General features: G+C 69.4%; 13 protein-coding genes and 1 pseudogene. 9 read left to right on the top strand and 5 right to left on the bottom strand.

Annotation, left to right across the window (positions count from 1 at the left end; translation table 11 throughout):
• Positions 1-46: 46 nt before the first annotated feature.
• From sigK to ON39_RS44435, 6 genes and pseudogenes are all read left to right on the top strand, one after another.
• Complete coding sequence (gene sigK / locus ON39_RS44460; RefSeq protein ID WP_040743288.1) at positions 47-703, top strand: ECF RNA polymerase sigma factor SigK; 657 nt, start codon at positions 47-49, stop codon at positions 701-703.
• Between the two features lie 37 nt (positions 704-740).
• Positions 741-1454, top strand: coding sequence for an anti-sigma factor (locus tag ON39_RS44455; RefSeq protein ID WP_040743287.1), 714 nt, complete (start codon positions 741-743; stop codon positions 1452-1454).
• A gap of 1035 nt (positions 1455-2489) precedes the next feature.
• Positions 2490-3554, top strand: a pseudogene (locus ON39_RS51655) (molybdopterin-dependent oxidoreductase); the annotation flags it as partial.
• Between the two features lie 30 nt (positions 3555-3584).
• Entirely contained in the window at positions 3585-4163 is a 579-nt protein-coding gene (locus ON39_RS44445) for a DUF4262 domain-containing protein (protein ID WP_146250985.1), read from the top strand.
• Between the two features lie 422 nt (positions 4164-4585).
• Positions 4586-5359: a helix-turn-helix domain-containing protein gene (locus ON39_RS44440; RefSeq protein ID WP_063713500.1), complete on the top strand. Its 774-nt coding sequence runs from the start codon at positions 4586-4588 to the stop codon at positions 5357-5359.
• Positions 5356-6207: a fructosamine kinase family protein gene (locus ON39_RS44435; protein ID WP_040743285.1), complete on the top strand. Its 852-nt coding sequence runs from the start codon at positions 5356-5358 to the stop codon at positions 6205-6207. Before ON39_RS44440 ends, ON39_RS44435 begins: the two co-directional genes overlap by 4 nt.
• A gap of 203 nt (positions 6208-6410) precedes the next feature.
• Here the strand turns inward: ON39_RS44435 and ON39_RS44430 are convergent, their stop codons facing one another.
• Complete coding sequence (locus ON39_RS44430; protein ID WP_040743339.1) at positions 6411-7283, bottom strand: TIGR03619 family F420-dependent LLM class oxidoreductase; 873 nt, start codon at positions 7281-7283, stop codon at positions 6411-6413.
• A 72-nt stretch (positions 7284-7355) separates the two neighbouring features.
• A complete protein-coding gene (locus tag ON39_RS44425) occupies positions 7356-7859 on the bottom strand; it encodes a VOC family protein (protein WP_040743284.1) in 504 nt (167 codons plus the stop codon).
• A 77-nt stretch (positions 7860-7936) separates the two neighbouring features.
• Between ON39_RS44425 and ON39_RS44420 the strand changes: the two genes are divergently transcribed.
• Together ON39_RS44420 and gloA2 are read left to right on the top strand one after the other, a co-directional pair.
• Complete coding sequence (locus ON39_RS44420) at positions 7937-8551, top strand: TetR/AcrR family transcriptional regulator (RefSeq protein ID WP_051187929.1); 615 nt, start codon at positions 7937-7939, stop codon at positions 8549-8551.
• A 48-nt stretch (positions 8552-8599) separates the two neighbouring features.
• Positions 8600-8986 (top strand): SMU1112c/YaeR family gloxylase I-like metalloprotein, encoded by a 387-nt coding sequence (gloA2, locus tag ON39_RS44415; protein ID WP_040743283.1) that lies wholly within the window; start codon positions 8600-8602, stop codon positions 8984-8986.
• On the opposite strand, the gene ON39_RS44410 is transcribed toward gloA2, so the two are convergent.
• Positions 8974-9783, bottom strand: coding sequence for a HugZ family pyridoxamine 5'-phosphate oxidase (locus tag ON39_RS44410; protein WP_040743337.1), 810 nt, complete (start codon positions 9781-9783; stop codon positions 8974-8976). The two genes, gloA2 and ON39_RS44410, sit on opposite strands and share 13 nt — an antisense overlap.
• A gap of 132 nt (positions 9784-9915) precedes the next feature.
• Here ON39_RS44410 and ON39_RS44405 point away from each other — a divergent pair, with 132 nt between their 5' ends.
• The gene (locus ON39_RS44405; protein ID WP_211336223.1) at positions 9916-11007 is read left to right on the top strand and encodes a hypothetical protein; all 1092 of its coding nucleotides are present in this window, start codon (positions 9916-9918) and stop codon (positions 11005-11007) included.
• Between the two features lie 89 nt (positions 11008-11096).
• Here ON39_RS44405 and ON39_RS44400 read toward each other — a convergent pair whose 3' ends face one another.
• Positions 11097-12350, bottom strand: coding sequence for a lipase family alpha/beta hydrolase (locus tag ON39_RS44400; protein ID WP_040743334.1), 1254 nt, complete (start codon positions 12348-12350; stop codon positions 11097-11099).
• Positions 12351-12401: 51 nt separating this feature from the next.
• Positions 12402-13406, bottom strand: coding sequence for an SMP-30/gluconolactonase/LRE family protein (locus tag ON39_RS44395; protein WP_246002650.1), 1005 nt, complete (start codon positions 13404-13406; stop codon positions 12402-12404).
• Between the last annotated feature and the right edge of the window lie 23 nt (positions 13407-13429).

The following is a 13429-nucleotide window of genomic DNA, read 5'->3' as shown; positions in this document are numbered from 1 at the left end:
ATCCATTCCCGATTTACCCCCGCCGACCTTCGACGCGGGGGTGAGCATGCCGCATAAGCCCGAGCTCGCCGCGATCCGCCTGCGCCGCAACACCGGCGGAGGCGGGCCGCCGGCGTGCTCGATCCGCGTCGACCCGGACGAGCTCGCCCGGTCGCGGCGGCTGATCGAACTGCTCGACGCCGTCGCGACCGGTGACCGCGAGGCCTTCACCGAGTTCTACCGCGCGACCAGCCACCGCGTCTTCGGGCTGGCGCTGCGCATTCTGCGTGCGCACGCGGCGGCCGAGGAGATCACCCAGGAGGTGTACCTGCAGGCCTGGTCGCTCGCGGCGGGGTACGACCGCAAGCAGTCGAGCCCGATGGGCTGGCTGATGATGCTGACCCACCGGCGCGCGGTGGACCGGGTCCGTCGCGAGGAGTCCGCCGCCACCCGCGAGATCGCCTTCGGCCAAGCCCATCTGGGCCGCGACCACGACGTCGTCGCCGAGGAGGTCGGGCAGCTGCTCGACGAACAGTCGGTGCTCGACTGCCTGGACACGCTCACCACGATCCAGCGCGAAGCCGTCGCGCTGGCCTACTACAGCGGGCGGACCTACAGCGAGGTCGCCGACCACCTCGAGGTCCCGCTGCCCACCATCAAGAGCCGCATCCGCGACGGTTTGAAGCGGCTCGAGGATTGTCTGACAGGAAGTGGTACCCGATGAGGGAGCGCTGTGTTCCCGAGCCCGGTCAGGTGCGGGCATGAGTCATCCCGGCCGGCGCGGAACGGACCTGCTCGACCTGGCCTACCCCTACGCCATGGACGCGGTCGCCGAGCTCGAGCGTCGCGCCATCGAACATCGGTTGCGCGCGGCGGACCCCGCCATCGCGGCGTCCTTCGCCGCCATCGTCTCCGGCGTGCGGGAGACCATGGCCGCGCTCACCGTGCTCGACGCGGCCGCGCCGCCGCCGGAGTTGGAGGACGCGGTGCTGCGGGCGCTCGACGACGGGGCACCCTCCAAGTCCCGCACTAGGTTCGAGCGGTGGCGCTGGCTGGCCGCCGCAGTCGCGGTGGTCGTCGCCATCGGGGCCGGGGTGGGCGTGCTGAGCGACAACGCTTCCGTCACACCGGAACTCACCGCGCAGACGGTGCTCGAACAGCCCGACGTGATGGCGAAGTCGGTGCCGGTGGCCGGCGGCGGCACGCTCACCCTGCGCATTTCCGCTCGGATCGCCGCCGCGACAGTGACTTTCGAGTCCGTGGCCGCGCCGCCGCCGGGGCGTTCCTATCAGGTGTGGTTGATCCCGATGGGCGGATCGCCGCGCTCGGCCCGGGTGATGACCGAGCTGCCCGCCGAGGGGCCCGCCATGGTGACCCGCTTCGACCCGGTCGACACGCTGGCCGTCACAGTCGAACCCGCCGCCGGCTCGCCCGACCCGACCACCGACCCGATCGCCAGCGTGAATCTCACCTGACCCGAGCTGCCCCCGCGATGCGCGGATGTCGCAGCTTCCGAACGATATTAAAGGGAATCTGCGATGAAACATGTTGTGGTAGAAGCGCGTCCGAAGGCGCGCGGACCAGCGGTCGGTTTGTCGAAGCAGGCGTTCGACCGCGCGGCCGCGGCCCTGACCGGAATTCTCGCCGCGCTCACGGTACTCGGCGTCGGCCACCTCGTCGCGGCACTGATCGACCCGGCCGCCTCGCCGTTCTACGCACTGGGCGCCGCGGTCGTCGACCACACCCCCCACGCGGTGAAGGACGCCGCGATCCGCCGCTTCGGCAGCAACGACAAGCTCGCGCTGTTCGCCTCGATGGGTGCTGCGATGCTGGCCGCGGCTCCCCTTCTCGGCCTCCTCGAACGCCGCCGCCCACTCGGTAGCGCTCTGCTCGTGGTGCTCGGGGGATCGGCTCTCGCAGCCGCCCTGCAAAGGCCAACGGCCACAGCCTGGTTCGCGCTGCCCACACTTGTAGGCGTGGCAGCGGGTGTGGCGGTCCTGCGCTTGCTCGTCGGCCCTGCGGGCCCGCCTGCGCGCCACCAGGGGGGTCGAGCGCGAGACCGGATCGGCGATGGCCTATCCGCATCTGCGCGGAGGCCTGTGGAAGGTTACGGAACAACCGCGCCCGCAGCGGGTGTCGGCTCCATAGCGAGCGGTCATGGAGCAACGCCCGCGGCGAGCGGCCACTCGGAAACCTCGACCGCGAGCGACCAGTCGACGCGCGCCAAGGCGGGCGCGAGCCTCGAAACTCCCTCAGCTCAGGTCGAATCGGTAGTCGGCGACACGGCGTCGGCAGCCCAGCCGGTTGTGCGCGCACCGCGAGGCCAGTTCGGGAGAGCTGACGATCGGGGCGGGGGGCGTTCTGCGAGGGGCGTACCCGATGGAGCGCGTCCCTCCGGATCAGCGCTGTCGGCGCGCGCCTACTCGGAATCCGCTGTACCCGTGGCCGACTCGGCGACCGGCGACGAGGAGATAACCGGCCCGGCCGGGTCCCCGCAGCAGGGTGGAAGATCGCGGCGGCGGTTTCTCGCGTTGGCGGCGGGTGTGGGGGCGGTAGCGGTGGGGGCCGCGGTGGCCGGGCAGTGGATCGGTGCTCGGCTGCGGGATGTGGTGGGGGACCGGACTCGGTTCATTGTCCCGCGTGCGAGCGCGGAGGCTCCGGTTGCCGGAACCGGTGTGGCACCACGGGTTCCGGGGTTGAGCGAGTTCGTGACCGCTAACGATCGTTTCTATCGGGTCGACACCGCGCTGCAGCTACCGGCCTTGACCAGCGGCGAGTGGCGGCTGCGTATCCACGGGATGGTGGATCGCCCACTGGAATTGGACTTCACCGCGCTGCGCCGCCGGGAGCCGGTCGAGCGCATGATCACGATGACGTGTGTCTCCAACGAGGTCGGCGGCGATTTGGCGGGTACCGCGGTGTGGACGGGCTACCCGCTGGCCGAGTTGCTGGCCGAGGCGGGGGTGCGGGCGGAGGCCGACATGCTGCTGTCGCGCAGTGTCGACGGATTCACCGCGGGCACACCGGTTGCCGCGGTCACCGACGGACGCGACGCACTGCTGGCGGTGGGCATGAACGGGGAACCGCTGCCGATCGCGCACGGCTACCCGGCGCGGTTGATCGTGCCCGGCCTCTACGGTTACGTGTCGGCCACCAAATGGGTCGTCGACCTCGAGCTCACCCGATTCGATCGCGCGAAGGCCTATTGGACCGAACGCGGTTGGGCCGCACAGGCTCTCGTCAAGACCGCGTCCCGCATCGACGTCCCCGCCGCCTTCGCCACCGTCGAGGCCGGCGAGGTCACCGTCGCCGGCGTCGCCTGGGCTCAGCACCGCGGCATCGACGCCGTCGAGGTCCAAGTCGACGACGCCCCTTGGCAACCCGCCGTCCTCGCCGACGAGTACTCCACCGACACCTGGCGCCAATGGACCTGGCGCTGGCCCGCCACCCCCGGCACCCACACCCTCCGCGTCCGCGCCACCGACCGCTCCGGCATGCGCCAGACCGACCGCCGCACCCCGCCATTCCCCGACGGCGCCACCGGCTGGCACAGCCGAGTCGTCACCGTCCGCTGACCAGCGGCGGGCAGTCGCTAGGGTGGCGATGTGAGTAGCTCGGAGTGCCGGTGTGTGATCTGTCAGGACTACGGCGATCGCGCCGATATGCACCCTGGCGATCAGCGGTTGGTCGACAACGTCGGCAGGTTCGGCTGGGGCGTGCTCAGCATCCCCGAGAGCGACACCAGCGGTCCGTGGGCGTTCACAGTAGGTCTGTGGCACACCTATCGCGTGCCCGAGGTGGCCCTGTTCGGCATCTCGCCCGACAACGCGATGGGGATACTCAACCTGGTGGGCGACCAGATCGCCGCCGGTGCACGTCCCCACGTCGACCAGCCGATCGACGACGTACTGCCCGACGACTATCAGATGCGGTTGCGGCCGATCGCCGAGCCTTGGCGCAGGCCGTTCTTCGGCACGGCGCTCCGCTTCTACCGCGCCACTGCGGAGTGGCCTGTCCTGCAGTGCGTTTGGCCGGACCGGTCGCACCGGTTCCCTGGCGACGCCGATTACCCTATCGCGCTCGAGGGGAAGCAGCCGAGGCTGGAACTGACACCGGTCGAACACCCCGAGGGCGGCTGGACGGCCTACTACAGCGAATGGGTGGAGTGGGCTGAGAAAAAGTAGTGGCGCCTCAACCCCACGAGATCGCGCTCAACTGCTGAGCGGCACGCCGATTCTCGGCTGCTGAGTGGTACGCGGATTTGAACGGCACGCAGGGGCGCGCGCCGTCAGCCGGGTGATGTCGAAAGCCGTTGCCCGGACTCCAGCGGGTGGACACCCAAGCGTCGACCAGCACCTCGGCGGCGCGCGGAAGTGCACCGGCACTGCCTGAAAGTCGCACTCTTTCTCGGGATCCGCACTCCCTGTCGGGTCCTAGAGTGGGTGCGGGTCCCGAGAGAAGGTGCGGCACATGGGTCGCCTCGAGGCTCGCCGAGTCGATGGGCGAGCCCTGCAGCCCGCTGACCGTCGCACCACCGTCAGCCTCCAGGTCGACCATTACCCGCGAGGTAATCGTCCGGCCGCGTATCGGTTCGTAGGATCGGGGGGTGAGTACGCAAACGGCTGGGGAATTGCTGCGGCATTGGCGGCTCGAGCGCAGGCTCAGCCAGCTGGAGCTGGCGGGTCGCGCCGAGACCTCGGCGCGGCATCTGAGTTTCATCGAGACCGGTCGCGCGACGCCGAGCCGCACGATGCTGGCGCATCTGAGCGAGCACCTGGAAATCCCACTGCGCGAACGTAATCGGCTCCTGCTGGCCGCCGGTTACGCGCCCGCCTATGCGGAACCCTCGCTCGACACGCCCGCGATGGACGCGGTCCGCGGCGCGATGCGGCAGATCCTCGTCGGCCACCAGCCGTACCCGGCGCTGGCCATCGATCAGAGCTGGACGATGATCGACGCCAACTCCGGAGTCGCCCTGCTGCTCGCCGGCATCGACCCGGCGTTGCTGAACCCGCCGGTGAACGCGTTGCGGCTGAGCCTGCACCCCGACGGCATGGCGGGCCGGATCGTCAACCTCGCGCAGTGGCGCGGGCACGTGTTCGCGCGCCTGTCGCGTCAGATCGAGGTCACCGGCTCACCCGCCCTGGTCGAGTTGCGCGACGAACTGCTGGCATACCCCGGTGGTGAGATCGATCCGGTGCTCCCCGAACCGGATCAGGCCGTCGTCCCGTTGCGCCTGCTGAGCGACGGCCACGAACTGTCTTTCCTCAGCGTCACCACCGTCTTCGGCACGCCCATGAACGTCACCGTCGCCGAACTCGCCATCGAGTCGTTCTTCCCTGCCGACGAGGACACGATGAAACGCCTCACCGCCGCATGACCGTCGCCGACCACCTCCGCACCCTCCTCGACACCCCGGTGGACAGCATTACCGACCTGGGGGCGAGCCACGAGTGGACCCTCCACCGCGCCATCCTCGGCGACCGCACCGTTTTTGTGAAAACCTCCACCGCACCCACCACGGTCTTCGCCGCCGAAGCGAACGGCCTGCGCTGGCTCGCCGACCGAGCGAATCGGCCGCCGGAACTCCTGCCCGAAGTGCTCGCCGCCGACGATCGAATGATCGTGCTGCCCTGGCTCGACGAAGTCGGCGCAACCCCCGCCGCGGCGGAACGGCTCGGCCGCGAATTGGCCGCACTACACGCGAGTTCGCCCGGACACTACGGTGCCCCGTGGCAAGGATGGATCGCCGAACTGCCCTTGGACAACACCCTCTCCGACGGTCCCTGGAGCCGGTGGTACGCCGAGCGTCGACTCGCACCGTACCTGCCGCGCGCGGCCACCCACCTCGGCCCCGACGGCGTCCGCCTGCTCGAGCAGGTCATCGACCGTATCGACGTCCTGGCGGGCCCGCCGGAACCACCGGCCCGCATACACGGCGACCTGTGGTCGGGCAACATCCTCTGGACCGCCGACCGCGCCATGCTCATCGATCCCGCCGCCCACGGCGGCCACCGCGAAACCGACCTCGCCATGCTCGCCCTCTTCGGCGCCCCGCACCTGGACCGAATCCGTGCCGCCTACAACGAAACCCACCCCCTCGCCGAAGGCTGGCGCACCCGCATCCCCCTCCACCAACTCCACCCCTTGCTCGTCCACGTAGCCCTGTTCGGCGCGAGCTACCGAGCCCAAACCCTCACCGCCGCCACCACCGCCCTCGCAGCCTGACCGCGCACCTTCGCTAGGTCGACCAGACCCAGCCGCACTCACTCTCGGAATCCGCACCCCGACGGGCTTCGGTGCGGATCCCGGGTACCAGTCCGCATTCGAGTGCCGCCGCCGACCGAATCCCGCACTCTCTCTCAGGACCCGCACCCTCTATAGGTACCCAGAGTCGGTGCGGATCCCGAGTAAGAGTGCGGGATTCGAGCTCACCCGACCCGCGCGATCACCTTCTCCGCGAACCGCGACAGGTTTGCGATCTTCGTCTCCAACGGCTCGGTGTCCTGCTCGAGCGTGTAGGGCAGCCGGAAACCGACGATCACATCGGTCACCCCTTTGTCTTCCAACCGTTTGACGCCGTCGACGGTGAAACCGTCCAGCGAGATCACATGGACCTCGAAGTCCTTGCGGGTCCCGTACTCCGCCCGCAGCGCGTCCAATTCGACCAGGAGCCGGTCGAGTTCGGCTCCGTCGCCGCCGGCGTGCATCCATCCGTCGCCGCGCTGGGCGGCCCGGCGCAGCGCGGGCTTGCTGTGTCCGCCGATGAGGATCGGCACGGGCTCGGTCGGCACCGGATTGATCTTGATCGGCGGAATGTCGTAGAACTCGCCGTGGAACTCGAAGTATCCGCCCGCGGTGAGCCCGCGCACGATGTCGATGCACTCGTCCATCCGGGCGCCGCGCTTGTCGAACGGCACGTCCATGATCTCGAAGTCGTCGGGCCACGGGCTGATGCCGACGCCGAGCCCGAACCGATTGCCGCTCAACGCGGCCACCGACGCGGTCTGCTTGGCGACCAGCACCGGCGGACGGATCGGCAGTTTCAGCACGAACGGGGTGAACCGCAGCGTCGTGGTCGCCGCCGCCATCGCCGCGCTGAGCACGAACGCCTCGACGAACGGCTTGTCCTCGAGGAACTCTCGCCTCCCGTCGGGCGTGTACGGGTAGGTGGCGTCGGAGTCGCGCGGATAGGCGATGCTGTCCGCGACCGCCATGGACGTGTACCCGGCCTCCTCGGCGGCCCGCGCCAACGGCACATAGTAGGAGGGGTCGGTCATCGTCTCGGCATAGGTGAAGCGCATATCAGTCGCCTTTCTGACGCCGTAGCGCCGTGTGCGCCCCGGCGCGGCACCCGGATGCACCGCGCGGGACATCTATCGCCATGGATTCGCGAAGCCCTCCGGGACCAGCGCGTCGAACATCGCCTTCATCTCGTCGGACAGCCGCATCAGCTCGAAGCACGACCCGACCGGCCCGCCGTCGAGGTAAGCGAATTCCATTCCGACACCCTCGAATTCGCCCCGCGCCAGAATCTCGATCCCCGCTGCGCGCGCCTCGTCGAGCGCCCCGTCGTAGTCCTCCGGCACCCACGCCGCATGATGCAGTCCCGGCCCGACCCGATCGAGATGCTCGCTGTACAAACTGATCCCGCCGCGCGGCTCGATCAGCTCCAGCTGTTGCCCACCGGCATAACCGATCCCGACGGTGATCGTGTAATCAGCAGGCGCGCCGCGCAATTCGCACAGCCGCGGCCCGAAGTGCACGTCGGGAATCGTGAACCACTTCGCCACCCCGTAGCGCTCGCCGAACCGCCGCTGCGCCGCCGCCATGTCCCGCACCACCCAGCACAGCTGAAAGATCGGCCCCTGCGCGATCATCGACGCTCGCTTCCCACGCCCTCAACTAAACACGTGTGCTTAATCCAGTCAAGGCCGGGGTTTAGTACAGTCCAGTCATGCTCATCGCCGATTCGCGCGCGTCCCTGCTCGACGCGGGGGAGCGACTCATCGCCGAACGCGGGGTCGAGGTGCCGCTGCGCGAGATCGCCGCGGCCGCGGGCCACCGCAACAACTCCGCCGTGCACTACTACTTCGACTCCCGCCACGGACTGATCGAGGCGATCGTCGACCGGCGCATGAACCGGCTAGAGGAACGCCGCCTGCACCTGCTCGCCCGCCACGAGGACGACGGCACCGCCCACGAGATCACCACCCTGGTCACCATGCTCGCCGCGCCGATCCTCGAACTCATCACCCGGGACGAGGTCACCCACTTCGGCCGCTTCCTCGAGGTCGTGCGCGCCCACCCCGTCATCGCCGACCCCCGCCGCCTCGCCGGCACCGACCGCGCCGCCGTGCGCATCATCGCCACCCGCCTCGCCGCCGCCCTGCCCCAACTCACCCCGCGCCGACGCCGCCAACGCCTCGAGACCATGACCACCGTCATGTTCGCCCTCATCGCCGACTACGAACGCACCCTCGAAGCCGGCCTGCGCACACCCACCCCGCACGACACCGCCGAGATCGCCGACATGATCGTCGCCATGCTCACCGTCCCCGCCCGCAGCTGAACGCGACAGCCGCACGGCACGCGGCACCCACTGCGCTACGGTCGCGGAGTGGAACTCCTAGGCATTCACCACGTGGCGATCATCGCGTCCGACTATGTGCGGCCCAAAAGGTTCTACACCGAGACGCTCGGCCTGCCCGTCATCGCCGAGCAGTACCGCGCCACCCGCCGCTCCTACAAGCTCGACCTGGCCGTCCCCGGCGGCCCCAGAATCGAACTGTTCTCCTTCCCCGAACCCCCCGACCGCCCGAGCCGGCCCGAGGCCACCGGCCTGCGGCACCTGGCCTTCGCCGTCCGCGACGTCGCCGCCACCCTCCACGAACTCGCCGCCAAGGGCGTCCGCACCGAGGAACTGCGCGTCGACGAGGTCACCGGCAAACGCATGGCGTTCTTCTTCGACCCCGACGACCTGCCCCTCGAGCTCTACGAGGTCTGACTCATGCCCCGCGCCCGCCGCGCCAATTCCACTGTCGCCGCGCGCAACTCATCGATCGCACCGATCGGCGCCGCGTAACCCACCCGCGTCCGCGCCACCCCGCGCGGCGTCACCACCCGTAGATCCAGCCCATACCGATCGGCCCGCTCACAACTGGCCTCGGTCGCGTCCGGATACCCGCCCAACGCCTGCGCCATCGCCAGCAACGCCGGCGCGTGATCATCGTTGAGATGACTGATCGCCCCCGCCGCCACCGGCACGATCGGATCCGGCGTCGTCGCCGCGTACTGCTCCGCGGTCGCCGAATCCATCCGCCCGTACCCACCGACCCACCGCACACGCCGAACCCGCAACACCCACACCGAGAAATCGTTGTAGTCGATGTAGAACTTCGCCGCGGGCACCGCCGCCAGATGCGCCTCCCGCGCCGCCTCGACCTCCGCACCCACCGGCCGCTCCACCACACCCGCCAGCGTGATCCTCGTCCCAGCCAACGGATCGGCCGGCAGGTCCGGCGCGACGATCGCCAGACTCGCCCGCGGATCATCGGCCAGATTCCGCCCGTGCTCGGCCATCCGCGACACACACAGCACCGGCTGCCCGTCCAGGAGCCCATACGTCACGAACGACGCCCACGGCGTCCCGTCCTCGCTCAAACTCGCCAGCGTCGCGGTATTCGTCGACGCCGCAACCGTTCTCGCCTCCTCGGCCGCCGACGGACGAGCCGGATTCGCCACCGGCGCGGTCGGCTGCGGAATCGACGGAGCGTCGCCGGGATCACCATGGTCGAGGTTCATGCCGTCCATCCTCTCCTGCCCACCCGGCAAGACGCCAACGCGTAGGGCTTTACCAGCCTGCCATGTTACGTAGTGCGGCCAATGGAGCGGATTGACCGCGCGAATCGCGCCGGAATAGACCAGACTTGCCGGGTGACCCGATACGCATTCGACGCCGACCACAACGTGCTTGTCGCCATCTGGGCGACCGGACGCGGTGACCTAGCCCAGACGGTTGCTACGCTGCCCAGCACGGTAACCCGAGACCAGGCAACCAATCTGGCGTCGAACCTGACCACCCTGTCGCGGTTCCACTGGCGCACCTACACCCACCCGGCCAGCGCCGCGGGCGACCCCGACATCCCCAACAGCGAAGCCTGGCGCCGCGCCGAGGAACGCCGCAACTTCAAAGAGGTCGAGGCCGGCCTGCGCAGCCCCAACCTGCCCTCCGACGAAGGACTCGTCGTCTCCTACAGCGGCGTCGTCGAATCCGCGCACCGCGTCGGCCGCACCCTCTACGACATCGACGACCTCGCCCTGCGCGACACCATCGCCGCCGAGGTCAGCGCCGAACAGGCCGCCATCGAATCCGCCGAACGCGGCGACCTGTCCGGCCGCGCCCGCCAAGCCGTCGAACTGTCCCGCCCCGACGTCTCCCCGGCCCAGGTACAGGCCGCCGACGACCTCTTACGCGCCGACCCGCTCGGCTCCATCGAACTGTTCACCGAACTCGACCCCGCCTCCGCCTCCGTCGCCGCCGCACACTGGCTGCTCGCCGCCGCCGAGGTCGCCGGCGAGATGGCGGGCGTGCCGTGCACCGAGGTCGTCGTGGAAGCCGACGACATCGAGGCCCTCCAGGTCGAAACCCCCACGCTGGTACTGGAACGCCTGGACTCGGGGGAGAGCCCCACCGAGGTCGTCGTCGACCTCATCGCCGAGGCCATGGCCGTGCACGAGGGACGCGTACCCGCACCCTGGGCCGTGGTCGGCCGCGTCGCCGAGATCGAGGAGCAGGCCCGCCGATACGAAGTCGACCCGGACACCCGCGAGGCCATGCTCGCCGGCTTCCGGATCAGCCGCCTCGACCCCGCCCGCCCAGCGCTCGACCTCCTCGAAGACCTCCTCGACGGTATCCGCGGCTGCCTGCTGCTCTACGCCGCCCACACCGACGACCCCGACGTGGAGACCCTGTTCACCGCCGACGTCCGCCTGGAAGCCGACGCCGACCCCGAACACCTGCTCTGACCTGATCACGCGCGGCAACGGCGCCGCGCGAGGCAGGCTCGCACGTCTGGGCGCTTCCCGGTGGTCTTGACCGCGCGAGCCGTGAGGTTTTACTCGGCCACCTGCTCGATGGCGGCTTCGGGAGAGGTGCTGAGCCACTGGCAAAGACGCTCATACACGGCGTAGTGATTGAGCAACGTGAAGTGGTTGGCCGCCGGGACATGCAGACCGTTGGAATCTTCGAAACCTATGCGGCGAGCGCGATTCCGGCCCGAAGCGCTGGGAGTGAGAACCAGCCCGTCCCCGATGATGCGGCCCAGCGGATGACTCGGACTGCGCGTGACGCAGGCCGTGACGAAGTAATGCGCGGCCCCCTCCAACAGCGGGATCTCGCGAATAGCCCGGCGCGTCAACGCATCCGTGTCCGCGTCGCGCCAATCCTCGTCCACCAGCGAGCCCTGCCGCAGATCCCGGATCCCCGCACTACGCCGCCGCAGCAGGCGCCCGAACGGCCGCGTCTCCGGAACCCGCACCAGCGCGGCCGACGCGTAATGCACCAACTGCTCCAGCGGCGCACCCAGATGCGGCGACCCGAGACACACCAGATGCCGAACCTTGCCCACCCACACCGCCCCCGACTCGCTCGCCTCGAAACACGCACCGCGCGCGATCAACCCGCCCATCGAATGCCCCACCAGCGACAACTGCTCGACCTCCACCGGCCAGTGCCGCACCAACCGCTCCAGCAACGCACTGAGCTGACGCGCGTTCTCGGAGATGTGCAGCCCGCTGTTGTACCGCACCTGCACGGTGCTGTAGCCGAGATCCTGCTCGATCCCCTCGGCATAGGTCGTCCGCCCACCCAGACCCCACGCATGCTCGGTCTCCACCAACCCGTGCAGAAACACCACCAGCCGACGACTCGGCCGCGCGACAGCGTCCCCGATCCGTTCCGGCGCAACGGGATTCCCGCCCACCCGAAACGTCATCGGCCCCGCGAGAACGGGTCGCGAGTCCTCGAGATCGTCACCGATCAACCCCTGCAACGCACCCAGGAAACCCGCCCCGAACACCGTCCGCGAAGGCGGTTGCGCGCCAGGCAGATCCACCGTCCGCTCCGCCAACCGGCCCGCCGCCACCGCCGTGCCGCTCACGATCCGATACACGCCGTCGGTGATCACGTCGTGCACCGCCTCCACCGGCGCCGCGGCCGGACCGACCCCCAGCCGCACCGCCGCGAAAACCCGACCCGCGATCGCCCGATGCACCGACGCGATCCCGTTCACCGCACCGCCGAGCTCGTCGCCCGCCAACCGCGCGAGCGCCCGGACCTCGGCCTTTCGCTGGTGCGTCTGCTCCGTCATGATTTCAGTGTACAAACGTGCACTGAAACCGTCTCGCCGACGAACCCCCGCTCAGGAAGTTTGTGGCACCCTACTGACACCCACCGCCGACTCCGTGAGACTCCCCAGATACAGCACCCCGTCCCGCTCCACGACGCCGGTGACCATGGCGAAATTCGTGCCCTCGGTCTGCAAGTCGTGCACCACGGTGCCCTCGAAATCGACCGCCAGCACCCAAACTGTCTTCGCCGGCTTCGGCCGCAGCCACTCCGGCAGCATCCACACCAGGCGCCGCAGCATGCCCGGCAGCGGAAGCAGCCGGTCCAGCAACGGATTTCGCGCCGTCGGCAACGTGATCCAAACCAGCCCGTCGCTCCCGAGCGCCATATTGTCCGGGAACCCGGGCAGATTCTCGATCAGGAAGTCGCGCGTACCCGCCTTCGGACCCGTCAGCCAATAGCGCGACACCCGATAGCCGCCGGTCTCGGCGACGAGCACACACGAGCGGTCCGGCGCGAGCACCACGCCGTTCGCGAAATGCAGGTTGTCGAGCAGTGTCTCGACCTCGCCGGAGGGGTCGCGCCGGAACAGCCGGCCGGTGCCGGAATGCTCGAGCAGGTCACCCATGTACTCGGCCAGGGAGTAGCGGCTCGTCGAGGACGAGAAGTAGACGGTGCCGTCCGTGTCGCGAACGACGTTGCTGGCGAAGGGGAGTCGCTTGCCGCCGACCTCGTCGACGAGCACCTCCAGCGCGCTTCCGGGCCTCAGCTGTAGCAGGCCACGCTCGAAATCGCAGATCAAGAGGGTGCCGTCAGGGTCGGCGTGCAAACCGAGGGGACGCCCGCCCGTATTCGCGAGCTGCCGGGTGTCACCCGTGGCGGGATCAATGCTGAGGATCGCGCCGTCGGCGACGCCCACGATCAGTCGTCCGTCGGGTGCGAGCACGACGTCTTCGGGGCCCGTGCCCGGCAGTTCGAGCCGGGTGAGGGCGGGAAGCGGTGGGGTACTGCGGGTTCGGCGCGCACGCGGGGGAGCGGGCGGAGGTGTCCAGCGGTGCGGGTTCATCGTGGAGGGCACGCCTCAGGGTAGCGCCGGGGAGT

This window comes from Nocardia tenerifensis NBRC 101015 (genome assembly GCF_000308715.1).
GTDB lineage: Bacteria > Actinomycetota > Actinomycetes > Mycobacteriales > Mycobacteriaceae > Nocardia > Nocardia tenerifensis.
The sequence above is the reverse complement of the archived record's forward strand: the minus strand, read 5'-3'. Positions and strand labels throughout refer to the sequence as shown.